Genomic DNA, 26,098 nt, shown 5'->3' with positions numbered 1-26,098 from the left:
TATGCAGGCTGTTGAAGTGGTATCGCTGTCATCCCTAGCGCGAAAGCCTTTGAGTGAGTCGTTAGGAGAGTGGGAGCGCCCCAAAGCGATACCTGGATTAGTGGCGGATTGGCCGTTAGTGCAAGCGGCAAAAATCTCCGATACTGCGCTGGTGGAGTATTTACTGCAATTCGATGTGAATAGCACAGTCGATGCTTTGCACTTGCCCCATAACCAACACGGCCGTATGTTCTACAACCACAACCTCACCGGTTTTAACTTCACCCGTTCGCGAATGCCTTTTAAACAAGCGTTGTCGCAGTTGCTGGCCTTAGCTGAGCAGGCAGAGCCAGATTCCCTTTATGTAGGCTCTACCACTGTGGATACCTGCTTGCCGGATATGCTGAGCCACAATCCTATTGGCCTGGAGGCTTTTGATCCATTGCCTACCCTTTGGATCGGGAATAAAAGTCGTATTGCTGCGCACTATGATGCACCGGAAAACTTAATTTGCGTTACCGCCGGTAAGCGCACAGTAACGCTATTCCCGCCAGATCAAATCGAGAATTTGTATGTAGGTCCGTTGCACTTAACGCCTGCGGGTCAAGCGATAAGCTTAGTGGATTTTAAGCAGCCAGATTTTCAGCGCTTCCCTAAATTTAAGCACGCGTTAGACGCCGCACTCTCGGTTGAACTCTATCCAGGTGACGCCCTTTATATTCCGTCGATGTGGTGGCACCACATTGAAGGCGAGGCGTCTATCAATATGTTGGTGAATTATTGGTGGCGAGAAACCCCTGCCTATCTTGGCCGCCCAGAAAATGCGCTGTATCACGCGTTGATCAGTTTAGGGCAATTACCAGACAAACAGCGTTACGCGTGGCAGGCAATTTTTAGTCATTTGGTGTTCAGTGACGATGCCAATCGTTTTGATCATATTCCGCCCCATCAGCGCGGGCCATTGGATGCACTGGACGACAATCAACTACGCCAGTTTAAAGCCTGGTTAGTTAACCATTTAGAGCAGTAGTGGTCACTTTGCCACGCTGAGATATGAGAACTTAATATGCAACATCAAGACAAAAAACAACGCGTAGTGATTGCAGGTGGCGGCACCGCAGGTTGGATGGCCGCAGCCGCCTTTACGCGGTTATTGAATAAGAAGGTTGATGTAACCCTTATCGAGAGCAGTGAAATTGGCACGGTCGGTGTGGGTGAAGCAACTATCCCAACGCTGGTATTTTTTCACAAGCTGCTGAAAATTAACGAGCAAGAATTCCTCGCCGCAACAAACGGCACATTCAAACTCGGGATTAATTTTGAAAACTGGCGAGACTTAGATCACGCCTATTTGCATGCCTTTGGTGTTACCGGAAAAGACTGCTGGGCATCGGGCTTTCAGCATTTTTGGATGCGCGGCCTTGACCTTGGCTACAGCAGTGATTTTGGTGATTACTGCTTAGAGCGGGTGGCGGCAGAGGCGGGTAAGTTTGCTCATTTACCCAATAACGGGCTGAATTATGCGTTTCATATTGATGCCACGCGTTACGCACAATTTTTGCGAACTTTGGCAGAAAAAGAGGGCATGACCCGCATTGATGCCAAGATAGCGTCAGTTAGCACGCGCATGGAAGATGGGCACATAGACAGCCTGACGCTCGATAACGGTCAAGTGATCGAAGGTGATATTTTTATCGACTGTACGGGCTTTAAAGGGCTTTTGATTGAGCAAGCATTGCATACCGGTTATGAGGATTGGTCTCATTGGTTACCGTGCGACAGTGCAGTAGCCATGCAAACTGAAGGCACAAGCGCGCCCATTCCCTACACCCGTTGTATTGCCCATGAAGCGGGTTGGCAATGGCGAATTCCTTTGCAACATCGGGTTGGCAATGGATTGGTGTATTGCAGTAAATATTTAAGTGATGACGAAGCCATAGCCCGTTTAAAAGCCAATGTGGAAGGCGATGCGCTCAACGAGCCGAGAGTGATACATTTTAGAACTGGGCGTCGCTTAAAGCAGTGGAATAAAAACTGTATTGCGATTGGCTTATCTAGTGGTTTCTTAGAGCCGTTGGAGTCCACCAGTATTCATCTTATCCAACAGGGGATTGTGCGGTTGCTGCGGATGTTTCCCCACAACGGCGTAGTGCAGTCAATGGTGGATGAATACAACAAACAAACCGAGTTTGATATTGAGCATATTCGCGATTTTATTATTCTGCACTACCACGTTACCGAGCGCACAGACTCGCCTTTCTGGCGTCACTGCAAACAGATGGATGTGCCCGAATCCCTAGCGCATCGACTACGCGTGTTCAAAGAAACCGGCCATGTGTATCGCGAAGGCAGCGAGCTGTTTGACGACTCGTGGCAACAAGTGATGATAGGGCAAGGGCTAATGCCAGAGGGCTATCACCCAATTGTCGATACGATGAGCGAACAAGAGCTTCAAGCCTTTTTGGGGCAAATTAAACAGAATATTACCCGCACAGTAGAGCGTTTACCGACCCACGAGCAATATCTTAAAAGTTATTGTCAGTAAGAGAGCATGACTCGTTCGCTACCAGTTAAATGGACAGCCCGAGCAACCTTCCATGAACGTTCCTTGGAAGGTTGCAAAATGAATCCTTGTACCAGACATAGTTGCATTTTGTAAGTTGGCATTGTTCAACTTGGCTTCTTGAATATTTGCGTTGGTGAGGTTAGCCCCTATTAACTGTGTTTTGTTCATCCATGCCCGTTCTAATCTCGCAGCCCTTAATATGGCACCATTAAAAGAAGCGCCAGATAGTCTCGCTTGATCTATGTCCGCGCCAGTAAAGTTAGCCAAATTGAAGTTCACACCTTGCGCGAATAATGCCCACGCTATCACCCCTTCAAAAATAGCTTCTTCAGCTTGCGACCCACGCAGATCCGCGTGATTTAAGTTACTAACGGCCAAGTTTGCTTTATTGAGGTTGCAAGCTTTAAACGTCGTGTAATTTAAGTTGGCATGACGAAGGTCGGCGCCACTAAAATTTACATTGATAAAAATTGCGCCTTCGAGATCAACGTTAATTAAATCTGCATTAGAGAGGTTAGCGTTTCGGCACTGAGTTTTAGGCTTAATTTCACAGCCATCAATAACACGCGTAGTGTCTTCGAAGGGTAAATCGGCGAGAAGAGGGAAGCTCACCAATAAAAGGAGGATGTACCTTAAATACATTGCTATTGCTCCATAAAATTGGGGGAGTGTGACTCCCCCGAGTGATAGAGGTATTATCGTTTGGCTACTTTGGATTCATAGTTAGGTAATTTGAATACCCAGAAGGAGCCACCTTGTGCAACTGGCTTAGTAAGAGCCGCCATATCGCCACCCCACAATGGCACTGCACCACCGTATCCTGATGCAAACCCAATATATTGCTCACCGTCCATTTCCCATGTGATTGGGCACGAAACAATGCCTGAGCCAGTTTGGAACTTCCACAACTCTTCGCCTGTGGTTTCATCAAAGGCTTTAATAAAGCCATCTCCCGTTCCTGTAAAAATTAGTCCTCCCTTTGTTGCTAGCACCCCAGCCCAAAGAGGGAGTTTTTCTTTATGAGACCATTTGATATCACCAGAAATTGGGTCTATCGCACGCAGTACCCCAACGTGATCATCGTACAGTTTCTTTATTCTGAATCCTTGGCCTAAATAGGCATTACCTTTTGTGTAGGTCACTTCTTCGGTCCAGTAATCTTCTTTCCAATGATTCGCGCCTAAGTAGAACCATCCAGTATTCTGGCTGTACGCCATAGGATTCCAGTTTTTTCCTCCTAAGAAAGGAGGAGACACTTCTATCGATTTTCCTTTGTCTTGGCCCGGTTCAGGTAGCGGAGGACGTTGGCCTTCTACTTCTACAGGACGTCCGGTATCTGGATCAATGTGTGTCGCCCATGTGATATTGTCTACGAAGGGAAAACCACGAATGAACTCGCCATTTTCTCTGTTCACGACATAAAAGAACCCATTTCGGTCGGCATGCCCTGTAGCTTTAATGATTTTGCCATTCTCTTCATATTCAAAAAGTACTAATTCATTGTTGCCGGAGAAATCCCACGCGTCATTTGGAGTGTGCTGGTAAAACCATTTCACTTCACCCGTAGAAGGATCAACGCCTACCTGTCCAGATGTATATAAGTTATCCCAGTTTCTAGGATCATCTCCCACTGCGGTACGTTTCCATGTATTCCAAGGCGCAGGATTACCTGCACCGATAATGATAGTATTGGTCTCTACGTCAAAACTCGCGCTTTGCCATGGAGCTCCGCCGCCGTGATGCCAAGCTTCAACGAGTTCTCCGTTTTCATCTCTGGGCCAAGTTTTGACATCAGTTGAGCCTCCAGTGGGTGTACTTTCTTTGCCATTCAATCGGCCCATGTGGCCTTCGACAAACGGGCGCATCCAAATTTCTTCACCTGTTTTAGGATCGCGTGCGAAAAGTTTGCCAACCACACCAAATTCGTCGCCCGAAGAGCCGTGGATCAACATGACTTTACCAGAGGTTTTGTCTTTGACTATCGTAGGAGCGCCCGTCATTGTGTAGCCAGCTTTATAGTCATCAAAACGCTTTTTCCAGACTACTTTTCCAGAGTGGCGATCGAGGGCAACGACAGCAGCATCTAAAGTACCGAAATAGACCAAGTCATCGTAAATGGCAGCGCCGCGATTAATAACGTCACAACAAGGGCGAATTCCTTCAGGGAGTCGATGAGAGTAGGACCACTTCTTTTCACCAGTTTTGGCGTCAAAAGCAAAGATTCTAGAGTAGCTAGCAGTCACGTAAATTGTGCCATCATATACAATTGCTTGTGCTTCTTGACCTCGCTGTTTTTCGTCGCCGAAACTCATCACCCAAGCAGGCGACAGCATATGAACATTTTCTTTATTGACTTGATTTAGCGGGCTGAATCGCTGAGCTTCAGGCCCCATACCATACATTAGGACATCCTCGGGTGTACGAGCATCATTCTTTATATCATCCCAACTTACCCCCTTGGCGATACTTTGAAGCGAGAGACTTGAGCCTGCAAATAACAATGCGACCCCGAATAATGCTTTTTGTTTTTTATCTAATCTATTGAACATCACAAACCTTTTACTGTTGAGTTGTTTAAAAGTTGTTAACATTATTGAGGGCAGGGAGAACGCTGGATACAGATTTTTTCCTTGATTGATATGGGAATATTTCCCTAATTCTTTCATGGCTATTGCCAAAAGAAATTCGCTGATTTTTAGGCATAAAAAAAGCTAACTCAAATTGAGTTAGCTTTTTGAAAACGCGAGCCAATGAATCCCACGTACGTTGTTATCGCTCAGTACCAAAAAGCGCCAACGTATGGTTATTATGGAGCATTATTATCCGTCAATAATAGGGAATTATTCCCGATTTTTTGTAGAAAAACTCCTTAATCATATCGCGACTTTTACATAGCCTTTCTCAATCGCCAATAATACCAACTCAGTGCTTGTTTCAACATGCAACTTACTCTTCAATTGAGTGATTGCATTTGAAACCGTTTTGTCAGATATGCTGAGATCGGCAGCTATTTTTGCTCTTCTAAGTCCTTTCGCTACCGAAATAAAGATTTCAAATTCTCTCTGCGTGAGTCTGTCACAAGGGTCTTTACAATCTTGGTAAGTGTAGCGAGCAAGATCGTTCGCTAAGTTATGTTCAATATAGGTTTTCCCATTTGAAACGGCCTTAATCGCTTCAACCATCGTTTCAGGAGGACTACGCTTTGTGATGTAACCATTAGCACCTGATTGCATGGCTCGGTTGACTACAGAGGGGTCGTCAAACATGCTGAAAAAAATGATTTTCAATTTTGGCCATCGTAATAGTAACCGAGGAGCTAATTGGAGCCCGCTGACCTGATCTAAATTAATATCTAGTATTGCTATGTCAACAGGAGTTTTGGCAAGTATGTGCATAGCTTGCTGGGGGGTCTCTGCTTCATAAACAGTAACGTCAATTAACATCATAGTAAGTAGAGATGCATATCCTTGTCTTACAACAGCGTGATCGTCAACAAGTAGAATTTTCATCGCGTACATTCCTCTGTGTTAATGATTGGATTGGTGGTATCGGTGCCGTAAGGCTTATTGTTAAGCCGTGTGAATTAGAGTCAAAGGATAGGTTTGCATTTAATAATGCTGCTCTGTCACGGATAGAGATCAGCCCTAACCCATGGCTGTTATCTGGATTAACTTTGAAGCCAGTACCATTGTCTGTGATTTTGAGTGTTATGACTTTATTTGTGGAATGTAGCTCGACATTGACCTGAGTGGCCATTGCATGCTTGGCAACATTATTCAGGGCTTCTTGAACAATACGAAACAAATGTGTATCTCTCGTTTGTTGGTGTGTTACTGGGGCCCCTCGTTCTTGAAAATATGCTTTAATATTGTGAGTGGTTCCCCAAGAATCAACAAGTGTCCGTAAAGCTTCGTTTAAGCCTGTCCGACTTAGTGCCATGGGGTATAATTGCTTGGTCAAGTGTTGAAGACTACCTTGCACGTTTGCACAGTGTTGCTGGATTTGTTCAGCAGTTTTGTATACGTACTGAGGTTGCTGATGTTGTTGTTTCAGCATGAAACAGTGTACAGAGATACTAGTAATCATCTGTCCTAGATTGTCGTGCAACTCTCTGGCAAGGTGTTTGCGTTCTTGTTCTTGTAATTCTGATAATCGACGGCGCAAACGAAGAATTTCTTGGTGCTTGCTGGCTAAACACTGAGACATTGAAGAAAAATCTTGGATAAGTTGATTAACTTCGAGAATATCAGACTGATCAAATTGATTTTTATAGTTTCCTTCCTCTATTGATCGCATACCTGCACAAATATTTCTAACCGGCTTCAATATGGCTACTATAGACAGTCGCATAGTGACAAGCGTGACTAGTAGTGCCAAGAAAAAGACGCTCGCAACCAGAATGACAGTATCCGTGATCTCATCAATTTCTGCGGTAGAACTCGAACGTATGAGAATGGCACTTGAGTGCACAGGATCTGCAACGTACATCTCTTGAGACTCTATGATATTGAGCCGAAATTGAGGGTTTTGTATGGGAACCGCTTTGGTGTGGTTAGCGCTGATTACGCCAGGGTTTTCGACTAGGGTTACCTTTAAATGACGATTTTGGCTCAGAATCTCATAGAGTTCCGTGACAGATAGCTTGGACTTTAAAAGCGTGTTTGCTAAAACCAGTGCTGATCGACTCTCTGCCAAAATATCCTTTTGTGCTTGGTAGACAAGTGCGCAAACCAACATTAGAAATATGAGTAAATAAACCCCACACACAGATAATGAAATTCGTTGTGTCGCTTTCATCGCATGCCTCACTCTATTCTATTTTAAATTAGAGCAGGGTGGCGCAGTGATGTCCTTTAAACTTTGGGTAAGTAAATATAGTACTTATGGGCTAATGATATATGAGACCCACGTACAGTAGTCAATGAAAAGAGACTCAGTATTGTGTGGCCTAATAGCTAAGCCTTGTGTGAAACAGATTAATGAGTATCGAGGTACTCTATCAATTCAGCTTTACTTTTAATGTTCTCACTTTGCTGAATATATTCACGGAGCGTGAAGAATACGGTTTTCGTTGACCTATCTTTCAAGCGCTCCGTAATTTCAATTTGGTTACTCAGCGAGTAACCCGATGATGTGAGGTAATCTAGGGTTTCTAGGTTGCCGTTTAATAGCACGTGAGTGGCAAAGTTGAGTTTCATTTTACCTCCCGACACGTGTATTTCGTATTCCAATTCTGGCGCAAATCCCATATTGAGCATATAGGCAATAATATCAGGCGCTTTACTACTGAGAACACGCTTCCAAGAAGATGTATTGTAAACGATTGCTCCGCGTTCAAAGAACAAATCGATATTTTTCACGCTGATGTTCTCAATGCTTGATAAAACCAAATGCACCGCAGTTTGATCGTCTCCGCGAGAAAGACTTTCATTGATGTCGATGAGATTGCTGTCTATCGCTTTGAGTAATACGGAGATCAGTTGTGCAGGAGGCGTTTTAGTTAGGCTGTCGCGCAATTCTTGTTGTTTGATATTTTGTGAGCGCACAAATCCACGAAGAACGGGGTCGTCGGCGTGCAAAGCAAAAAAGGCGTCGTCGATAATCGCATTACATTCGTCGTGTGTCGTTTCCAATACCTCTGTTGTCTGGTGTTGAACCATGCTTTTTGTAATATCGGCTTCTGCTGAAAATTCGGTGTGTAGCACGGTAGCTTGTTTGGTATCAGTTTCGTGTTCACCGCTCACAAAAAAACGTGTTTCGACAAGTAGACCGGCTAAGACAGCATTCACGGAGGCGAGGATTATTAGTAATATTTTCAACATTCTGTCGCTCCTTAGTTATTCTCTTCTAGATAAGCCAGAATGGCGTCTTTGTGCTTTGAACCTTTTCTAGTATTAATAAACTCAACGAGCGGGACTTTGATCTCGGTATAGTCTGCGCTACCAATAGGGTCAACATAGTCTCGAATGGTCACTTCAGATTCAAGGCGATAACCTTGCTCTTGTAGGTAGTGGGTAAGCTCAAGGTTGCCTTTTAACAGCGCTTGTGTTGTCAAATTGACTTGATATCGAAACCAGACCGTAGGTGTGTTATCGGGATCTAACCCCTGATCAATAATCGCTTGGGCGACGTCTGGTGACAGGTTACTCGTCGCATCTACCCATTGTGCTGAATTAAATACCTTTGCACCGCGGTCAAAAAACTGGTTCACGGTATCGAGGGTGATATTTTTTCTGTCAGAAAGCAGTGAGAACATGAATGGTGTGAAATGGGGAGCGCCGGGCTTAAACTGCTCATTTACCAATAGGTCCCCATTATCAATAGCAGTCAATATCCCTTCAGAGTATGTACTGTACGTAGAGCGAAAGCTTCTGAATAACGTGATCCGCTTGTCTAATTCCACTTTGTATTGTGATTTTACATATTCCTTTAATTGCGGGTGGTCAGCATTAGCGAGCAAAAACTCGGTCGTTAAGTGCTCGCATGGGGTGTCTGCTTCTGAGGTTGAGTTGGCAATTTGAGATACTGGCTGAATACTCGACTGATGCGATGCGGGCGAGTTGCCCAGTTTATCACTGGGGTCAAGCTGGGCGTTAACACTTGCCCCCATGCCATACCATGCCGTTAGTAACAAAACACAGAGAATAATATTGATGTAGAGTAACTTTTTTAACATAGTGCGTCCTTGCTCTTGCTGTAAAAAGTGGCTGAGTTTACTGCTTCAACTCTGTCAGAGTGTTTCGAGAAATGCCACCAAATCTTCTCGCTCTTGTTTTGTCAGGCCTAACTTTAACAATAGGTCAGTAGTTTTAGGGTATAGCGGGTCATTTACCTGCTCTCCCCGTGGTTTTGGCCTTGCACCCCCAGCGTTGTATTGCTGTACCACGCCCATCATGTCTTTCAATAACCCATTGTGAAGCCAAGGTGCAGTTTTGTTTACCCCTAGTAACGACGGTGTTCTGAATGCGCCGGAATCAGCTGGATTTTGGGTGACTTCGTAACGGCCAACATCGTGAAACTTGCGCTGGTAATAATGAAAACCGGTAACGTGGAATTGGTTGTCACTGAGTAGTGGGCCGTTGTGACACGTCATGCACTTGGCTTTTGTTCTGAATAGGTGCAACCCTCTGAGTTGTGCGTCGTTAAGCATACCAACGGCTGTTGTGGGGTTTTCATAGGCTGCGCTAATAAATTGTCCAAACAAGCTTTCAGGAGGCCGAAGCGTGCGTTCAAATGCCACAAGTGCCGCAGCGAGCGTGTCAGCTGTAATGGTGTTTTTATCGAATACGGCTTTGAATTGAGCTGGGTAGCTTGGATGCGCGTTCAAACGTTCAATGGCTTTGGCTAAATTCATGTCCATTTCTTTGGGATCTTGAATTGGCATCAATGCTTGCTGCTGTGCCGTTTTCGCTCGCCCATCCCAAAAAAAGCTCTGCCAATGGTCAATACCAAATATGGCAGGGGTGTTACGTCGACCTTCCTGCGCATCAATACCAATGGCAAAGCGTCTACCATCGGTAAAGTGCAAGCGCGCTTCGTGACAACTGGCGCAACTTACCGTTTTATCCCGGGACAATATAGGGTCATTAAACAATTGCGCACCAAGCGCTACAGCGTTTTCTGCAGGTTTATCACCTAATAATGTCAACGGTGCCAACTCGTTGACTATTCGGTTGTCAGCGGTTTCTATATGAGGCCATTGGTTGGGGGCAACAGCGTATTGTGCACGCAGCTCGGCGTTATCTGAAGGAAGGGTAGCAGAATAACTCGTTGAACTGACGAGTAGTAAGACACAAGATAAAAATAAATGACGCGAAAATAACAAAACTAAATCCAAAAGATAAAAATAACAGGGATGGCTGCGCCTAGCACTACTAGCCACCCTTTTTGCAAACTAAAAGCACCTTTCTTGCCCTTCACCATAAACAGAGCTGAAAGCGCAAGGTAGAGTAAGAAAACCGCGTATATATCAGAAAAAATGACCCATCCTTGGCGGGCCTCATTCAAGTGAAGACGGTTAAATTGCGGTAATATAGGGCGAGCTTCAATGGCTTCGTATATGGCTTTGTCGGCCACGGCATAAAGGGTAAGGGTATGCCCGCCATCAAAAAACAATTTATAAACTTTCTTCGATTCCCAATAGCTGGCTTTAACCTTGTCATCAATATCAAAGCTTGCAAGCAGTGCTTGATTGATTTGCTCGTCTGACTGCGTTAAGTCAACGTTGAATGGTTGTTCAATGCGGGTAACGGCGTAATTAGGGTTAAAGTCGCGAATATGATTAAGGGCCAAACCGGAAACGGCGAACACCACGGTAAGGCCAATACTCAAATAGCCGATATCCCTATGTAACTGGCGGTTCAGCTTGAACCAGTTAATAGACAGGCGTTTAATCAAGTATTTTTACCCCAATGGGTTCTACTTGATATATCGACATTGGCTCTGACACGCTTTCTGGGTCAAACTCTTCACCGTCGCGCTTAGCCAACGATGCTAAATAGCTACGTGTTTGGTTAAGCGATAGTTCGATGGCAAATACTTTACCCGTTGCTATCGCTTTTCGGCCTTTGGCGTGCATCGGGAACACCATATCGCCATCGCGCACTTTTAAGCGAATCTTTTCAAAACGTGCATCAGAGGCTAATTCTACCCAGCATCCACGACGTGAGCACACGCCCACAATGGCACCTTCGATGGTCACGGTTTTCCCTACATAGTCGTCTGGCGAGGCCATGATGGTAGAGATGGCAATTTGTTGGCTTTCGTCTACTGGCTCGCCAAAAAGCAAAGGGTCGGCACTTAGACTGAAAGAGAAAAACGCTGCAGCAATCAGTAGGTATTTCATGGTTCGTTTCCGTCGTTTATTTAACTTTGTTATTAATATCAAATAATGAGGGGCGTGGAATCTTAAGCCCCTCATTACCTTTACGTGTGGTGGTCGACTATTTTATTCCCAATTCCATTGTACGCCAGCCCACAAGGTTCTGCCTGTTTCTACTCCGTCGTTACCGGGTGTAACAAGGTTGGTACGCGCGTTGAATAGGTTGGTTATATCAACCGAAAACGTCATATTGCCCCAATTATTCGTGGTGAGGGTATACCTCGTTGCTAAATTCACTTGCCAACGCCCTTCAAATGACACCTTTTTATAAACAGGTACAAGTACGCTGTCTACTTCACAGTCTGAACATAGCCAAGCAATGTTTCCACTTGAAATGTACTGCCCCGTTGCCACTGCTGTTTCATAGGCATCGGTATAGCTACCGTTGACAGTAGTCGAAAAGGTTTCTGTCCAATCGGCATGCCAGCCAAAGTTCACCCGGAACGGTCGACTAAAATTGGTGTTTAACGTGGCTACTGCTTGTTCGGTTGTAAGCCTGCCAGCACCATTGACTGTGTACCACACGAGATCGTCTAGACTAACGTCATCAACGGCTTCATCGTAGGAGTTGCCATTGCTTTTGGTTTTACTGACTTCAGTGTTGGCCCAAAATGAGTGAGCTTCCCAATTTGCACTCCAAGCAAGTGATAAACGAGAGCTTTCACCAAAACCGCTATTATCTTGATACGCATAACGATACCCGTCGTCACCCAGTACAGACTCGCTGGCTCGTGCGAGTTGATCACGTTGCCATCGCTGTACGGCGCGCAACGATAGATAACCAAAATCGCCTAAACTTTGCTTAAGGGCAAACGTGATTTCGTCGTTGTAAGGCGAATCCAAGTTTTCATAGCGGTAACGCAAGTCGGCGTCTAAACTCGAGGCGACCCAAGCTTGCAATACGCCATTTCTGATTGGTCGGTATTGCGTGTAATAAGGCACTTGCTCTTCTTTCAACTTGTATGTCGCTAAGCCAGCATCATAATAGCGGCTTGCTCCAAATACGAGTAATGTACTGTTGTCATCAAACCAATCCCAACTGCCGCTGAATCGCGGTGCGATGGTGTGGTTTTTGAAAAAGTCGTCGTAGTCGTAACGCAAACCTAAATTGAATTTCCATCTGTCCCAAATAAGTTGGTCGCTGGCATAGGCAGAAATCTGATTCACGCCTACTTCAATGTCTTCCGTTGGGTAAACAATTCTGAAATTGAAGTACTGGGGTGAAGTGAGTACGTTGTCGCTATAAAGTTGCACGTGTTCAGGATTGGTAAAATCCAGTGCTTCCCCTAATGAGGCTTCTAACTCTTCAATCGTTTGGGCTAATTCCAGTTCAACACAGTCAAGGGTATAGCCACTGCAATTCAATGAAGCATTACCGCTCGATGCACTGTATTGCACGGCAGAGTTATAATAATAGCTGTCAGCCTTTCTTTGGCGGCTCAGCTCTTGACGGGATAAGCTAACACCTACTTTGATACGATGATCGGTACTACCCCATTGCATATCATTAAAGGTAAACGAGTTTTGCCATTGATAACGGGTTTGCGTTTTATCAAGGTTGCCATAGCCACCTTCTTTTGACACCGTAGCACCTTCTCCTGATGAGTTAGAACTGGAATATTGGCCCCATTCTTTTCCTCTCGAGAGCAGCCACAAGTAGTAATGAGGTGGCGCTTGACGGCTATTTTCACTGTAATTAATGTTCAGTTCACTGCGCCATGAACCGAGAGAAAAATCTTTATCAGTATTAATAGTGGTGCCGTATCCACCGCCCTTTATCGTGAGGTCGCTGTTGAGCGTATCGGTCAGATTGTTGCTATTTTCATAAGGCGCATAAATAACTGACCAATCAATACGGTCGAACCAGACATTTCTGGCCGCATATTTAACCATTAAATTGGTATTTTCTCGGTCGGTATTCACAATTTCTGAGAGTGATACTTTACTTTTTTGTGAACGCAAATAGTTCATCGACAGCGTTAACCCTTGGTCTTTACCAATTGGCGCTGATACAAGGAGGTTATAGCTGTGTTGTTCAAAGATGGGTGTGAGTAAGCTGGTATCGTAGGCGGCGTTGTCATCATCTTCGCTGTCGCCATCGATAATATGGTACTGATTCCAGCTGCTCCGCGAAGTGCGGTAACCGAGTGAAACTTTAGGTTTGGCAATGCCCAATGCCGAAGTGGTGCTAACGTCAACCACACCACCTGAAAAACCGCCAAATTCAACGGGTATATTACTATCATAAACCGCGATACTTTCAACAATTTGGCTATTAACGTTAAAGGTTTGAGGGCCACCTTGCACATCGTTAATACTGCTTTCACTTCGATTATAGGCATCGGGATCGAGGCGACTGTTGTAGTTCATGCCGTTAATAAAAAAGCCTGTTTGCCACGGCTGAGCGCCGGAAATCGACAGTTGCTTAGCGCGGATTTCGCCTGCGTTTTCTACTGATAGAGAATCTTCTGAAATTTGTACGCCAGGTAGCAACGAGATGAGATCGTTAATATCTCCTGTTGTTTTAGGCGCATTCTTAATGAACTCTTCAGAAAGCAGAAAGCGCCCAAACGCTTCGGGCACTTCTATTCCAATATATTTACCGATGACTTCTACGTGTTCAACATCTTGCTTTTTTTCTTCGGCGTTTTGTTTTGACGTTGTCGTTTTTTCGGTTTGGGTTGAGTTGTCTTTTTCATCATCAGCAACTTGCGCTGTTACCACATTGGGTAACAGCGCTGCTGACGCAACCAGACAAACTAACAGGTCGCGAATGCTTGGCATAGTTTACTCGTCGTTGGCGATAAGAGGAGATGAGTCTTCACTGTCAGCGATACCGTCGTTGTCAGAGTCTTCATCCATTACCAAACCAGAGGCAGCAATTTCATCATCTGATACAGAGGTGAGGAAGAAGTTAACAAGTCCGTCATTGTCTGTATCTACGTTTGTTACTAGCTGGGTTGGGAAGTCGTCTTTCTCGGCCAGAATACTCGCAAGCAGCGCGTAATATTCATACTCTTCTGCCAACTCGTTAATATCACTGCTTACTAACGCTTCCGCCTCATCAAATAGCTGGGCATAGGCGTTGGCCTGAATCAGCTCTTCCATTAAGTCTTGTTGTTCGTTGTCAGTGAGCTTGCTCGCAACTGCGGTAGTCGCGGTAACCGCAGTTTGTACCTTCGCTAAAAACGCAGGAAATAGCGTGGCAAAATCTTCCGTAGTCGTTGAGTGCATACGCAATGCGGTTTTGGTATTGTAGAGGTCATAGTAACTAGTAATAGCGGTAGTTCCGCTTGATAGTAGTTGTATAATTTCTAGTTGGGCATCAACAGAATCGGCAGTTTGCCCGGTTTCTGTTTCGCGAAGCGCAGTAAGCCCGTCAAATACAAGATCTGCCATTTCAACTGCCTGAGTGGATAAGCCATAAGAGGCTAATGTTGCAGATGCATGAGCTTGGAATTCCAATGATGTGGTGCTTTCTTCAAACTCTGCGGCTATGGCAACAATGTCATCAGCAACCGAACCCATCTCATCGGTCGCGCCTATCGTTGCATAGAGGGCAAGTAGATCAGAGTAAGCTTCTTGGATAGCTTCATCGGTATTGATGTTTTGTGACGGTTGATAATATTTCTCGGCGATGGCATAACACGCATCAACAATTGTTTTACTCTCACCACCGGCTTTCACATAAAGTCTGTTGAGGCCCGAGCAGCCGTATGATCCGAAAGTCCATAATGCACTAGAGTCGTAAATGTAGGTTTCATCCTGAAGGACGGTCAGTGCTTCATTGAGAACTGTTAATGCTTCGTCGTAATAGCCTCGGTTAACCAGTAACTTGGCAAGGCCGATTGAGCTACCTGAACTAGTACCAGCGCCTTGTTGTACCAAGAACTCGTAATATTCTCTTAAATCGACGTTTTCGGTAAAGTAAGTACGTGCACTGTCGATGACAGCGCTGAAATCTGCACCGTTTTCTATCGCGACCAATGCGTCTGTCATATAAATAAAGATGAGTGCGTCTTCATAGTTTGCTGTGCCCTCTACTAACATGTCCAGCGCAAGATTCGTTTCTGCATCAGGGTAGTAATAGGCAAATAGCCCCGCGAGTATTTCAATCGTTGAAGTGTAAGCTGAGTACGTTGCTTCAGCTGAGTCTGATGCTTCTACAATATAATTGGTGTCGTAACCCGTTACTCCATAAAGCGCCAATGCTTCGGCTAGGTATTGCTTGGCTTTTTCTGGTTGGTTCAGATTAAAGTAGTGCTCAGCTGCCCATGAATAGTATAACACTCGCATTTGGTAACTATGTTGGCCTTCATAATCACCACGTGTAATCACGCGGTAACCGATGTTGGCGGCGAACTCTGTTAACAGATCGGTTGCTTCAATCGCGCGTTGTAGGTCTTCCTCACTGCCGGATTCAAAGTATGCGTCTTGTAAGTCGGTAATATTGATTCGGCTGGCGGATAGAATACGGCCATAAGTGGTGGTGTATTCGTCGCTATTAATGGCGTCAGCATAAATACGCAATGTGGTGATGAGGGCGTTGGCCGCTTCACTGTTTCCTGAATCACCATAGTCATTAATTACACTAATAAAATACTGGGCATCGTTACTTGATAAGTTGCTTAAGCCTTTTTCAGCAAGGTATTGGTTAAACACGGCAATTGATGCTGCACGTTGTTCGTCGCCGCTTTCATACAGCCCAAAGCTGTCTAATCTTTCGCCCACACTTAAGTATGCGTCTGCTTGACCATCAAGGGTGGTCACTGAGTCGATATAGTCACTCGCGACCGAATCAAACCCTGCGGTGGTGTAACCTACTGCTAATGAAGCCTTCACTTCGTTAAGGTATTCATCGTCGCCGATAGCATCCATTAGGGCTTCAGCTTGTTTAAGGTGAGACTGTTCTGATGTGTAGTAATAGTTTAGTTTGTCAGCATTAGTCACAAATGATGCCGCTAAGCTTATTTCTGCTTCTACAGGCTCAGAAATAATGCCGTCAGTGACACTGATCACAAAGCTTCCGTCAACCTGCTCAAGGGTGTAAGGCGTGTACTCAAACTCGCCTGTGGCAGAATTCAGGGTAATGTCGCCGTGTTCGGGGGCGGTAACAATGGCGAAAGTGAGGTCGTCGCCGTCTGCATCTGTGGCAACGATTGCTCCTGTAGTAGTACCTTGGCTGCCTACAGTCACAGTACTGGTTTCGATTACCGGCGCATCATTAATATTGTTAACAGTAAAGGTTACTGTTGCTGTGGCGCTTAAATTGCCATCACTCACGGAAACCGTTGCAGAATCTTCACCGGCAAAGTCGGTGTTGGGCGTGTAAACAAAAGAGCCATCTGCGTTGATTTCTAGTACACCATTGGCTGCTGCAGACGCTAAGGTATAACTCAATGAATCGCCACTATTTGGATCGGTTGCAGAGACCGAACCCGTGACTGCCTGATCTTCATCTACACTAAAGCTGAAGCTGCTTTGTGTGAATTCAGGTGCTTCATTGTCGCTGCCGCTTCCACATGCCGCTAGGCTCGAAGCCATCGCAATCATGATAAGATTTTTATTTATTTGCATAGGTGTTCCCGCTACTGAGTGATGAAAGGAATCGCGCCGGCATGATAATTGGTTAGTAAATGAGAATCAATGTGGTTTACATTTTTATAATTGATCCACGTCAGGTTAATCGATTAAGTATCAATATAAATAAGTGATTGACTACAGGGTTACGTATCAAATATCACACCGACGTCGGTGATATAAATAAGGAGAAAATAATTGGTAATCTGGTCAAACCAGAAGGAGCGCTTTACACAAGAAGCTGTAACCAAGAATAAGTAGACATATAAGTACAATTCTTAAGCTAACCCACAAAAGAAAACTCACTTCACTTGAAGGGTGAGATGTTCTAAAAATGGTTTTCATGTTGCCTCCTTACGTACATTGTTTTGTATGCTAGGTTTCTGTCGTTAGGTCTTTTATTTTGGGGTTGAGCCTGCTGCTTCAGACTCAACCTTGTTACTCGTTATTCACCCGTTAATTTTTTCGGGTCGAGAAGCTCGGTGAGCTCCGCTCTTGGAATGTCGGTCATGGCTTCTGCAACATCGATAATGGGTTTGTTGTCTTTGTATGCTTGTTTGGCAATGTCGGCCGCTTTGCTGTAACCAATAATCGGGTTCAGTGCAGTAACAAGAATAGGGTTGCGATGCAGGGCCTTCTCAAGGTTTTCCTGATTCACCGTGAAGCCTTTAATGGCCTTGTCGGCTAACAAGCGAGCGCTATTGGCGGTGAGTGTTAAGCTGTTTAATAGATTGTGTGCAATCATGGGTAGCATTACGTTCAGTTCAAAATTACCCGCTTGCCCGCCAACAGTAATAGCGGTGTCGTTGCCCATAATTTGTGCTGAGGCCATCGCGACCGCTTCCGGGATCACAGGGTTCACCTTTCCGGGCATGATAGATGAGCCAGGTTGTAATGCAGGTAGCGCGATTTCGCCTAAACCCGCCAATGGGCCTGAATTCATCCAACGTAGATCATTGGCAATTTTCATCAGTGTGACGGCCGTTGATTTTAGTGCGCCCGAAACACTTACCGCGGTGTCTTGTGAGCCTATCAGGGCAAAGAAGTTGTCTGATGCAGTAAATTCAATATCGGTGAGTTGGCTCAGGGTTGTGTTAAAGGCTTTTGCGAAGGCCGGGTCTGCGTTAACCCCTGTTCCCACCGCTGTACCGCCTAATGCCAGTGTTTGAATGGCTTTTTGTTGGGCCGATAAGGCAATAATTTGTTGCTGAATTTGCGCTGCCCAACCTGTGAGGCTTTGATCCATACGTACTGGCATGGCATCCATCAAGTGCGTGCGGCCCGTTTTACAGTAATCAACCAGTGTGGCTGCTTTTTCTTCAATCACTAATTGCAAGTGTTGCAAAGCGGGTATTACCTTGGTGTGAAGCGCAATAGCCGCACTCACATGAATACTGGTTGGGATCACATCGTTACTGCTTTGCCCGTAATTAACATGATCATTGGGATGCACTGGCACCTCAGCCAATTCGCTGGCGACATTAGCAATCACTTCATTGGCGTTCATGTTTGAACTTGTGCCTGAGCCAGTTTGATAAATATCAACCGGGAAATGAGACAAGATATCCTCGTGACCTAATAAGGTGTCACACGCTTTAGTAATGGCTTCGCCAATGTGCTCGGGTAAGCCTTTAAGCGATACATTTGTGATTGCGGCCGCTTTTTTGACTAAGATCAGAGTACGCACAAAGTCTTCGGGCATGCGCTGCCCGCTCACAGGAAAATTATTCACCGCGCGTTGAGTTTGGGCGCCATAAAGAGCATCGGCGGGGACGGCCAGTTCACCCATACTATCGCGTTCAATTCGTGTGTTACTCATTGGATTATGTCTCCTGATTAGGTCAGAAAAAGTAAGGAACGGTTGCGTTCATTTCGTACTGGAATCGATTTATTTTGGTTTGCTCTTGCTCGTTCTTTGCTACTCGTTGCGCGTGATGCAAAGGGCGATAAATATTGTCTAAACACTGTAGGCGCCAGTGTTTAGGTACGAGCGAATCACAGATGGTGTCGAGCAGGACTTGAGCAGTACGCAGATGTTGGTTGAGCTTTTCTGTGGTTTCACCTATTTCCGCGAGCAACTCAGATTCTTTCAGAAAACTATTGAGTATTTGTGGAGAATTAGGCGCTTTTCCATAACGCACTATATGCGTCAGAGCGGTAATATTTTGGCGTGTCATCGTCATATTTTTATGCCCTATACCAAGCTAAATACGTACAAACCCGTCGACAAAAATGGGGCGTATCGAATAAATCTTGTGCGACTATATCTCAATTTTATTGTAATGAGAATCATTATCATTAAGTATTTGAGATAGATCTTTAGTCGCAAGTTTTGTGTACTCAAGACCGAAATCGCACTTATTTCAGTAAATCTCGCTTTCTGTTTTGTAAATTAAGTGCTAACTTCACCCGAGAAATCAGTTAACTAGTTAAGGAATACCAATGAAATTAAGAAACTTTTTCGCGCTATTGGTTTTGGCTTTTTCTGCTGCCTCACAAGCTGACGAGTGTGTGACGACGGTAAAGAGCAATGACGCAATGCAATTCGATACTAAAGAGATGGTGATTCCCGCTTCTTGCAAAACCTACACGGTGAACCTGGAACACACTGGCACCCTTGATAAGGCCATTATGGGTCACAACTGGGTACTGTCTAAAAGTGCTGATGCACAGCCGATTGCGAATGACGCTATGATGGTCGGTTTGGACAATAATTACATCAAGCCAGGTGATGATCGTGTTATTGCTGCTACTAACGTGATTGGTGGTGGAGAATCAACATCTGTTACTGTTGATGTGAGCAAACTGTCTGCGAGCGAGTCTTACACTTTCTTTTGTTCGTTCCCTGGCCATATCGGCATTATGAAAGGCACGTTAAGCGTTAAATAATGTTGTCTGCACGTTCACTAAAGGAGCCTTATGGCTCCTTTTTTTGATCGCCAACAATAACAATCACAAATAAAAACAATTATCATTTGCAATCATTTCTCAGGCAAGCTACCTTTTAATCATTAGGAGGGAGTTATGCATCTTTCATATCTTTGTACCAAACATACCGATTGGGTTTACAGCAACCCAGATCAAGCCATTTATTTTCTCGCGAGAGACGAGCTACAGGGCACTATGTTGTATGCAGAAGGCCAGTTCCGTGAATGCATTGCGTATTTAGGCTGTGCCTTTGATATCGCGACCATTTTGTTAGAAGTGGAAGAAGGGCAAAACGCCTCGCTGATCGAAAAAATTAATTCACTGGCTTCGACGTTGAGTGAAGCCTACAGAGCGCTAGCGGAATTTGAACTGCAATCGGCTGTGTTACAACAGGCACAACGTATTGTACAGGCGGCAAATGATACGCCTTTCATGTTCGTTTATGCATGATGGCAAAAGTGCGAGGAGGAAAGGTTTATGCTCGAGTTAGAACAATTCCGACGACTTTATCAACAGTGGGAACAGGCTATTCAAACTGGCAACCTGAGTTTTGAGCGCCATCAACACGTACAGACGTTGTGTTTCTATCAACAGTCCATCCGCTTATCTGAAGAGTTACTTGCGTTAAATCGCGTATCTCGTCGAGCCATTGCTGCGCTACTGGTGAGTTATCACAACCTCGCCGACTTTTACATTCGTGAGAAGGCGCATAATTTGGCGCAGGAGGCGTTGGAAGATGCGTGCGCTTGCATGGCAGATTTAGCTAACTCAAGCCCTTCTCACGAGCACATATTATGGGGCCTACATACGGCTGATAAAAAGCGCTATCTGTTTGAGCAACAGCATTACGGTACGGCAATGTACTCCGGCTCATTAACACCCAGCTGCCAACAAAAAACTTATCACACTCGCCCAATCCATTAACAATAAAAGGAGCTCACTATGCGTTTAACACGCTTACAAACCGTTATATTTTCATTATTAGTTTCACTTTTTACTCCTCTTGCTTTTGCTCATCCAGGGCATGATCACGAGCATTGGAGCAGCGCATTCTTACACGCGTTATTTTATGCGTCTTTATTTGCCGCTGGTGCTGCATGTGCGTTCGCGATTTATAAAGTAGTTACTCGTCGTCAAGTAAAAGGAAACTAATCATGTTGCATCAATTGCTTACAAGTCTAAATAGTGTCGTTAAATTTGAATCTGCAAGCGCCCACTGCGATATTCCGTGCAAAATTTATGACCCATCAACGGCGCAAATTGCGGCATTAAGTGTGATTCGGTTTAACGATTTATTGTTAGAGCTGGAGGGAGTGGAAAAACTCTCTATTTCTCAGCAAGCCCAGTTGAGCCGTTTAGTACGAGAAAAAGAGATTCATGCCGAAAAAGTAAAAAGTGAAGTACGTGTGATTTGGGGAGATTACTTTAAAGCTCCTCAAATTGAGGCGTTTCCTGATGTGCATGATTTAGTACACCGCATTATGCTTGCTGGCTCAGCGTGTAAACAACATGTTGACCGTGATAAAGCGGTTGCACTACTTGAACTCGTTAATCAGTTCGCAGGCTATTTTTGGGAGACCAAAGGCGTTAAAACTAAGACTGCGACCTGCCCTTATCCACCTTCAGAAACAGTACTTTACCCAGATTTGTAATGTTTCGAATACTGCGTGTTAACGGCCGAAGTATGTTGCCAACACTGTCTCCGGACACGTTTGTGTTGGCACTGAAATGGCCGAAAATAACGTATAAACTTCACGATATTGTGGTGGCTCGTACACCACAATATGGTGTGGTTATCAAACGCGTGGTGGCGGCAGAACCTGAGTTTGGTTTCTTTTTGGGCGGGGATAATTTCAATGAATCTGTCACGCCTGCACAAATTGGTTGGGTACAGGCAAACAATATAATCGGCAAAGTTGTGTGGCAAAGCCGGTCAGCGAAAACCTACCTTACATAACTTCAAATACAAGCAGTATTTTCTACCTTGAAATTGTCGCCAATTATGTAAAGCATTTGTAAAAATAAATGAAAGCGCTTACACTTATTTCCCAACGCTCTCTTTTTTGCCTGTTTTTAAATATTGTAATGTAAACGCTTCCAATTCGTATTGAAGTGCTGTTAAGTGTTTAACGAGGACCTGATAAAACCGATGGACATAAAATTACCTCCGCAGTCTCCCTTTTTATCGCCTGCATTTACCTTAGGCGTTGCCACCTCGTCATTTCAAATAGAGGGAGCGGCAGATTGTCGCGAAGTATCGATTTGGGACACTTTTTGTGAGCAACCTGGGAAAATCAAAGATGCAAGTCATGGCCTTGTAGCATGTGACCATGTGAATCGGTGGCAGGAAGACTTGGCAATAGTCGAAGCTTTACATGTTGATGCGTATCGTTTTTCAGTGAGTTGGCCACGAGTTATCAACAAAAACGGCACGGTTAATCAGCAAGGCCTCGGTTTTTACATTGCCTTACTCGATGCGCTTAACGCTAAGAATATTAAGGCGTACGTTACGCTTTATCACTGGGATTTGCCCCAGTATTTGGAAGATGAAGGTGGTTGGCTTAATCGCAAAACGGCTCAGGCCTTCGCTGATTACGTCGACGTAGTCAGCCGGGCTTTCGGTGATAGGGTTTATTCTTATGCCACGTTGAATGAGCCATTTTGTAGTGGTTATCTCGGTTATGAAGCGGGTATTCATGCGCCAGGGCTAATAGGTAAAGCGTTCGGTAAAAAGGCGGTGCATCACCTTTTACTTGCACACGGTTTGGGGATGCAAGTACTGCGAAAAAACGCACCTCATATCGAGGCGGGGATTGTGCTCAATTTTACTCCCTTTTATCCAGCGTCGGAAAGCCAAGATGATAGGGCGGCCACGGAGTGGGTACATGCGCATTTTAACGATTGGTATATTCGGCCTATTCTGACCGGTAAATACCCAGACGTGATCGACGCAATACCCCAAGAGCATAGACCGATAGTTGAGGCGGGAGATATGGCACTGATTGCACAATCTATCGATTTCTTGGGAGTGAACTATTACACCAGAGAGCGGATTCAAGCCAACGGTACTGTTGACCCTACGCATTTGTCGCCTGAATTAGGGTTAGAAACCACGGCGATGGGATGGGAAGTTTACCCTCAAGGTCTGACCGATTTATTAATGCAATTGCATCGGGATTATACACTTCCGCCTTTACTCATTACCGAAAATGGTCTGGCGAGCGATGATGTGATGATCGACGGCGAGGTTTACGACGAGCAGCGTGTGCGTTACCTTGAAAATCATATGAATGCGGTGGCAAACGCAATGGAGCAAGGTGTGAATATCACAGGGTATTTTGTTTGGAGTTTACTCGACAATTTCGAATGGGCATTGGGTTATGAGAAGCGATTCGGGATTGTTTACGTTGATTATGAAACCCAAAAACGAACCCCAAAAGCAAGTGCGAAAGCACTGAGCCGACTATTGCTTAATCGCGGCGAGAAGTAGGCTAAGCGCATGATTGGGATAAAAGAAAAAATAGCATATGGATTCGGCGACACGGCCAGTAATTTGGTGTTCCAAACGGTCATGTTATTTCTTACCTTTTACTACACCGATATTGTGGGGTTGAGTCCTGCATCTGTGGGTACTATGTTTTTGGTAGTGCGTATTATTGATGCAGTTACCGACCCACTAATGGGGGCGATGGCTGACAGAACACGTTCACGGTGGGGGTCTTATAGGCCTTATTTACTCTGGTTGGCTATTCCGTTTGCAATATCAAGTGTAATGGCATTTACGTCTCCACCATTTGAGGGCGACGGTAAGTTTATCTATGCCTTTGTGACCTACACTTTTTTGATGTTGATGTATACGGCCATTAATATTCCCTATTCTGCTCTGGGCGGGGTGATGTCATCTGATCCAGAAGACCGTGTTTCAATCCAATCTTACCGTTTCGTGTTTGCCATGTTAGGCGGCCTATTGGTGACCTCTCTCACGTTGCCCCTTGTTGATTATCTGGGGCGTGGCGACAAGGCACTTGGCTATCAATACACCATGATTGTCATGAGTATTTTGGGCATGGTGTTGTTTGGGTTGTGCTTTGCCGGCACGCGAGAGCGTATTAGGCCTGTATCAGCGCTCAAGGTAAAAGCCAGCGAGCAAATGGCAGCGCTGTGGCGTAACGACCAATGGCGTGTGTTGTGTCTGGTGGGCTTGGTTTTACTAACGGGTATGGTGTTGCGTAACACTTTGGCGATTTATTACGTTAAATATGTGATGCAGCGTCCTGATGATGTCACGTTATTTGTCACAGTAGGCTTGGTGGGAAGTATTATTGGCTGCGCCCTTGCTCAACCTCTCGTTAAACGCGTGTGTAAAATTAAAGCTTATATTGGATTGCAAATTACCAGTGCGGTGATTTGCTTTATTAATTATTTCATACCTACCGACGCTTGGTTTGTCTCGCTGGTATTGCATTTTAGTTGGGGGCTCACGCTGCAAATGGCAACGCCTTTATTGTGGTCCAAAATGGCAGATACGGTTGATTACGGCGAGTGGAAGTCGGGAGTGAGATTGACAGGCGTGACTTACTCTACGATTGTCTTTTTCATCAAAGTTGGGCTTGCATTAGGTGGAGCAATGGCTGGATGGTTACTGGCTTTCTATGGGTATGAAGCAGACATACACAAACAAGTAGTGGTAGATGGGATTGTGCTGTCATTTTGTCTATTACCAGCGATGGCCTCATTAATGGTTGCTTTAATCATGCGCTGGTATAAATTAGACAATCAAAATATAGCGCGTATTCAGCAAGAGCTGGGCGACAAGCGCTTAGCGACACAGTAGTAACAGCAAGTAGAAAAAATATGGTAACGATTAAGCAAGTTAGCGAGCGAGCAGGAGTGTCCTCAGCAACAGTATCTCGTGTGATTAACAATACAGATACTGTGAAGGAGAAAACACGTGAGTTAGTGCTCAAAGCCATGCAAGAATTAGGGTATCGCCATAATGTACTTGCTGCTTCATTGGCGTCGAACAAAACCAATACCATAGGGTATGTTGTACCAGAACTACACGGTTCTTTTTTCGGTGCCATGATGGGTGGGTCGGAGCATGTTCTGCGTCAAGCCAACAAGCATATGTTTGTTGCCACTGGGCATTCTGACGAGAAAAAAGAAAAGCAAGAAATAGAAGCACTACTCAGTCGGCGTTGTGATGCGCTTATTCTTCATGTTGAAGCAGTGAGCGATGAGTACTTGATTTCGCTGGTGGAACAAGACGTGCCGCTAGTGATAGTGAACCGCTATATTGAGTCTATTCGAGACAACTGCATTAGTTTAAATAACTTACAAGGTGGCTATCTCGCGACCAAACACCTTACTGATATTGGTCACAAAAATATTGCTTATATTTCTGGTGCCTTGTTTAAAGCCGATGGTATCAAGCGTTTAAATGGTCATAGACAAGCGTTAGAAGAAGCGGGCATATCGTATGACTCTGCGTGGATGTACGAAGGCGATTTTCAGGCGAAATCGGGTGAGCAGGGTATTTTTGATTTGCACCAACGTGGAATCCCCTTTACTGCTGTTGCTTGTGCTAACGATGAGATGGCGTCTGGCGCTATTAATGCACTCAGAGAATTGGGGAAACGCGTACCCCACGATGTATCTGTAATCGGGTTTGATAATATTGATTTTGCCAGCTACCTTACGCCGGGTTTGACTACCATTGATTACCCGGTAAAAGAAATTGGCACAATGGCAGCGCATTGGATCTTAAATAGGGCCTATGGCGACCATAAAATGTCGTTACAGCACATTCTGGAGCCAAGATTGATTTTGCGTGGTTCGACGAGTTCTCCTTAGGTTATAAGCGATATTAATCAATACAAGACCATATGACAGCTATGAATCATAACGTTGTATTTGATGATAGATTAGCGCTAATACTGTAGGTTGAAAATGACAACGCCGCCGGTGCGTTGTTTACGGTTGTTTAAGTATTCAACGAACATATTCATATCTATCAATAAAAAATTTCTTTATCGCACTCGCGAAACTTTAATCTAAAGTCTACATTTGTAAATAATTGATGTTAATATTCCGCGCCCAAAAGTGGAATAAATATCTTATAACTCAATAATTTGAGACTGTCTCTAAGCGATAACCCTACAACA

24 protein-coding genes are annotated in these 26,098 nt (G+C 44.8%); 11 read left to right on the top strand and 13 right to left on the bottom strand.

Annotated features, from left to right (window positions below):
• The first annotated feature begins 1 nt into the window (after position 1).
• On the top strand, positions 2 to 1,009 hold the full coding sequence (locus ACXAH6_RS03480; protein ID WP_474875243.1) for a cupin-like domain-containing protein: 1,008 nt from the start codon (positions 2 to 4) through the stop codon (positions 1,007 to 1,009).
• A 36-nt stretch (positions 1,010 to 1,045) separates the two neighbouring features.
• Positions 1,046 to 2,524, top strand: coding sequence for a tryptophan halogenase family protein (locus ACXAH6_RS03475; RefSeq protein WP_474875242.1), 1,479 nt, complete (start codon positions 1,046 to 1,048; stop codon positions 2,522 to 2,524).
• Positions 2,525 to 2,542: 18 nt separating this feature from the next.
• Here the strand turns inward: ACXAH6_RS03475 and ACXAH6_RS03470 are convergent, their stop codons facing one another.
• From ACXAH6_RS03470 to ACXAH6_RS03410, 13 genes are all read right to left on the bottom strand, one after another.
• Positions 2,543 to 3,187 carry a pentapeptide repeat-containing protein gene (locus tag ACXAH6_RS03470; RefSeq protein WP_474875241.1) on the bottom strand — a complete coding sequence of 215 codons (645 nt, stop codon included), beginning with the start codon at positions 3,185 to 3,187 and terminating at the stop codon, positions 2,543 to 2,545.
• A gap of 53 nt (positions 3,188 to 3,240) precedes the next feature.
• On the bottom strand, positions 3,241 to 5,094 hold the full coding sequence (locus ACXAH6_RS03465) for a methanol/ethanol family PQQ-dependent dehydrogenase (protein WP_474875240.1): 1,854 nt from the start codon (positions 5,092 to 5,094) through the stop codon (positions 3,241 to 3,243).
• A 324-nt stretch (positions 5,095 to 5,418) separates the two neighbouring features.
• Positions 5,419 to 6,054, bottom strand: coding sequence for a response regulator transcription factor (locus ACXAH6_RS03460; RefSeq protein ID WP_474875239.1), 636 nt, complete (start codon positions 6,052 to 6,054; stop codon positions 5,419 to 5,421).
• The gene (locus ACXAH6_RS03455; protein WP_474875238.1) at positions 6,035 to 7,342 is read right to left on the bottom strand and encodes a sensor histidine kinase; all 1,308 of its coding nucleotides are present in this window, start codon (positions 7,340 to 7,342) and stop codon (positions 6,035 to 6,037) included. Before ACXAH6_RS03455 ends, ACXAH6_RS03460 begins: the two co-directional genes overlap by 20 nt.
• Positions 7,343 to 7,521: 179 nt before the next feature.
• A complete protein-coding gene (locus ACXAH6_RS03450) occupies positions 7,522 to 8,367 on the bottom strand; it encodes a hypothetical protein (protein ID WP_474875237.1) in 846 nt (281 codons plus the stop codon).
• An 11-nt stretch (positions 8,368 to 8,378) separates the two neighbouring features.
• Positions 8,379 to 9,221: a hypothetical protein gene (locus tag ACXAH6_RS03445; protein ID WP_474875236.1), complete on the bottom strand. Its 843-nt coding sequence runs from the start codon at positions 9,219 to 9,221 to the stop codon at positions 8,379 to 8,381.
• Positions 9,222 to 9,275: 54 nt separating this feature from the next.
• Complete coding sequence (locus ACXAH6_RS03440; RefSeq protein WP_474875235.1) at positions 9,276 to 10,370, bottom strand: cytochrome-c peroxidase; 1,095 nt, start codon at positions 10,368 to 10,370, stop codon at positions 9,276 to 9,278.
• A gap of 2 nt (positions 10,371 to 10,372) precedes the next feature.
• Positions 10,373 to 10,942, bottom strand: a complete 570-nt coding sequence (locus tag ACXAH6_RS03435; RefSeq protein WP_474875234.1) for a PepSY-associated TM helix domain-containing protein — start codon at positions 10,940 to 10,942, stop codon at positions 10,373 to 10,375.
• Positions 10,935 to 11,390 carry a DUF4920 domain-containing protein gene (locus tag ACXAH6_RS03430; RefSeq protein ID WP_474875233.1) on the bottom strand — a complete coding sequence of 152 codons (456 nt, stop codon included), beginning with the start codon at positions 11,388 to 11,390 and terminating at the stop codon, positions 10,935 to 10,937. Before ACXAH6_RS03430 ends, ACXAH6_RS03435 begins: the two co-directional genes overlap by 8 nt.
• Positions 11,391 to 11,492: 102 nt before the next feature.
• The gene (locus ACXAH6_RS03425; protein ID WP_474875232.1) at positions 11,493 to 14,210 is read right to left on the bottom strand and encodes a TonB-dependent receptor plug domain-containing protein; all 2,718 of its coding nucleotides are present in this window, start codon (positions 14,208 to 14,210) and stop codon (positions 11,493 to 11,495) included.
• A gap of 3 nt (positions 14,211 to 14,213) precedes the next feature.
• Complete coding sequence (locus tag ACXAH6_RS03420) at positions 14,214 to 17,003, bottom strand: cadherin-like domain-containing protein (RefSeq protein ID WP_474875231.1); 2,790 nt, start codon at positions 17,001 to 17,003, stop codon at positions 14,214 to 14,216.
• Between the two features lie 448 nt (positions 17,004 to 17,451).
• A complete protein-coding gene (locus ACXAH6_RS03415) occupies positions 17,452 to 18,825 on the bottom strand; it encodes a class II fumarate hydratase (protein WP_474875230.1) in 1,374 nt (457 codons plus the stop codon).
• Positions 18,826 to 18,847: 22 nt separating this feature from the next.
• Positions 18,848 to 19,189 (bottom strand): hypothetical protein, encoded by a 342-nt coding sequence (locus ACXAH6_RS03410; RefSeq protein ID WP_474875229.1) that lies wholly within the window; start codon positions 19,187 to 19,189, stop codon positions 18,848 to 18,850.
• Positions 19,190 to 19,448: 259 nt separating this feature from the next.
• On the opposite strand from ACXAH6_RS03410, the gene azu reads away from it, so the two are divergent.
• The 9 genes from azu (at position 19,449) to ACXAH6_RS03365 (ending at position 25,787) form a co-directional block, all read left to right on the top strand.
• Complete coding sequence (azu, locus tag ACXAH6_RS03405; RefSeq protein ID WP_474875228.1) at positions 19,449 to 19,895, top strand: azurin; 447 nt, start codon at positions 19,449 to 19,451, stop codon at positions 19,893 to 19,895.
• A gap of 135 nt (positions 19,896 to 20,030) precedes the next feature.
• A complete protein-coding gene (locus ACXAH6_RS03400; protein WP_474875227.1) occupies positions 20,031 to 20,384 on the top strand; it encodes a hypothetical protein in 354 nt (117 codons plus the stop codon).
• A 27-nt stretch (positions 20,385 to 20,411) separates the two neighbouring features.
• The gene (locus ACXAH6_RS03395) at positions 20,412 to 20,858 is read left to right on the top strand and encodes a hypothetical protein (RefSeq protein WP_474875226.1); all 447 of its coding nucleotides are present in this window, start codon (positions 20,412 to 20,414) and stop codon (positions 20,856 to 20,858) included.
• Between the two features lie 18 nt (positions 20,859 to 20,876).
• Entirely contained in the window at positions 20,877 to 21,086 is a 210-nt protein-coding gene (locus ACXAH6_RS03390) for a hypothetical protein (RefSeq protein WP_474875225.1), read from the top strand.
• A gap of 2 nt (positions 21,087 to 21,088) precedes the next feature.
• Entirely contained in the window at positions 21,089 to 21,586 is a 498-nt protein-coding gene (gene sodN / locus ACXAH6_RS03385) for a superoxide dismutase, Ni (protein ID WP_474875224.1), read from the top strand.
• Complete coding sequence (locus tag ACXAH6_RS03380) at positions 21,586 to 21,891, top strand: S26 family signal peptidase (RefSeq protein WP_474875223.1); 306 nt, start codon at positions 21,586 to 21,588, stop codon at positions 21,889 to 21,891. The genes sodN and ACXAH6_RS03380 overlap by 1 nt, the downstream gene beginning before the upstream one ends.
• A 192-nt stretch (positions 21,892 to 22,083) precedes the next feature.
• Positions 22,084 to 23,424, top strand: a complete 1,341-nt coding sequence (locus tag ACXAH6_RS03375) for a GH1 family beta-glucosidase (protein ID WP_474875222.1) — start codon at positions 22,084 to 22,086, stop codon at positions 23,422 to 23,424.
• A gap of 9 nt (positions 23,425 to 23,433) precedes the next feature.
• Entirely contained in the window at positions 23,434 to 24,768 is a 1,335-nt protein-coding gene (locus tag ACXAH6_RS03370; RefSeq protein ID WP_474875221.1) for a glycoside-pentoside-hexuronide (GPH):cation symporter, read from the top strand.
• Between the two features lie 20 nt (positions 24,769 to 24,788).
• Positions 24,789 to 25,787, top strand: coding sequence for a LacI family DNA-binding transcriptional regulator (locus ACXAH6_RS03365; protein WP_474875220.1), 999 nt, complete (start codon positions 24,789 to 24,791; stop codon positions 25,785 to 25,787).
• The last annotated feature ends 311 nt before the right edge of the window (positions 25,788 to 26,098 follow it).

This window comes from Alteromonas sp. ABE4_545 (genome assembly GCF_056161325.1).
The sequence above is the reverse complement of the archived record's forward strand: the minus strand, read 5'-3'. Positions and strand labels throughout refer to the sequence as shown.

What these genes read in the sequence shown, in the direction of transcription:
- azu (WP_474875228.1), top strand. Translation starts at nt 19,449, where the DNA reads ATGAAATTAAGAAACTTTTTCGCGCTATTGGTTTTGGCTTTTTCTGCT.
- ACXAH6_RS03425 (WP_474875232.1), bottom strand. Translation starts at nt 14,210, where the DNA reads ATGCCAAGCATTCGCGACCTGTTAGTTTGTCTGGTTGCGTCAGCAGCG.
- ACXAH6_RS03480 (WP_474875243.1), top strand. Translation starts at nt 2, where the DNA reads ATGCAGGCTGTTGAAGTGGTATCGCTGTCATCCCTAGCGCGAAAGCCT.
- sodN (WP_474875224.1), top strand. Translation starts at nt 21,089, where the DNA reads ATGTTGCATCAATTGCTTACAAGTCTAAATAGTGTCGTTAAATTTGAA.
- ACXAH6_RS03430 (WP_474875233.1), bottom strand. Translation starts at nt 11,390, where the DNA reads ATGAAATACCTACTGATTGCTGCAGCGTTTTTCTCTTTCAGTCTAAGT.
- ACXAH6_RS03445 (WP_474875236.1), bottom strand. Translation starts at nt 9,221, where the DNA reads ATGTTAAAAAAGTTACTCTACATCAATATTATTCTCTGTGTTTTGTTA.
- ACXAH6_RS03395 (WP_474875226.1), top strand. Translation starts at nt 20,412, where the DNA reads ATGCTCGAGTTAGAACAATTCCGACGACTTTATCAACAGTGGGAACAG.
- ACXAH6_RS03375 (WP_474875222.1), top strand. Translation starts at nt 22,084, where the DNA reads ATGGACATAAAATTACCTCCGCAGTCTCCCTTTTTATCGCCTGCATTT.
- ACXAH6_RS03400 (WP_474875227.1), top strand. Translation starts at nt 20,031, where the DNA reads ATGCATCTTTCATATCTTTGTACCAAACATACCGATTGGGTTTACAGC.
- ACXAH6_RS03455 (WP_474875238.1), bottom strand. Translation starts at nt 7,342, where the DNA reads ATGAAAGCGACACAACGAATTTCATTATCTGTGTGTGGGGTTTATTTA.
- ACXAH6_RS03450 (WP_474875237.1), bottom strand. Translation starts at nt 8,367, where the DNA reads ATGTTGAAAATATTACTAATAATCCTCGCCTCCGTGAATGCTGTCTTA.
- ACXAH6_RS03370 (WP_474875221.1), top strand. Translation starts at nt 23,434, where the DNA reads ATGATTGGGATAAAAGAAAAAATAGCATATGGATTCGGCGACACGGCC.
- ACXAH6_RS03415 (WP_474875230.1), bottom strand. Translation starts at nt 18,825, where the DNA reads ATGAGTAACACACGAATTGAACGCGATAGTATGGGTGAACTGGCCGTC.
- ACXAH6_RS03475 (WP_474875242.1), top strand. Translation starts at nt 1,046, where the DNA reads ATGCAACATCAAGACAAAAAACAACGCGTAGTGATTGCAGGTGGCGGC.
- ACXAH6_RS03420 (WP_474875231.1), bottom strand. Translation starts at nt 17,003, where the DNA reads ATGCAAATAAATAAAAATCTTATCATGATTGCGATGGCTTCGAGCCTA.
- ACXAH6_RS03465 (WP_474875240.1), bottom strand. Translation starts at nt 5,094, where the DNA reads ATGTTCAATAGATTAGATAAAAAACAAAAAGCATTATTCGGGGTCGCA.
- ACXAH6_RS03460 (WP_474875239.1), bottom strand. Translation starts at nt 6,054, where the DNA reads ATGAAAATTCTACTTGTTGACGATCACGCTGTTGTAAGACAAGGATAT.
- ACXAH6_RS03390 (WP_474875225.1), top strand. Translation starts at nt 20,877, where the DNA reads ATGCGTTTAACACGCTTACAAACCGTTATATTTTCATTATTAGTTTCA.
- ACXAH6_RS03380 (WP_474875223.1), top strand. Translation starts at nt 21,586, where the DNA reads ATGTTTCGAATACTGCGTGTTAACGGCCGAAGTATGTTGCCAACACTG.
- ACXAH6_RS03470 (WP_474875241.1), bottom strand. Translation starts at nt 3,187, where the DNA reads ATGTATTTAAGGTACATCCTCCTTTTATTGGTGAGCTTCCCTCTTCTC.
- ACXAH6_RS03365 (WP_474875220.1), top strand. Translation starts at nt 24,789, where the DNA reads ATGGTAACGATTAAGCAAGTTAGCGAGCGAGCAGGAGTGTCCTCAGCA.
- ACXAH6_RS03410 (WP_474875229.1), bottom strand. Translation starts at nt 19,189, where the DNA reads ATGACGATGACACGCCAAAATATTACCGCTCTGACGCATATAGTGCGT.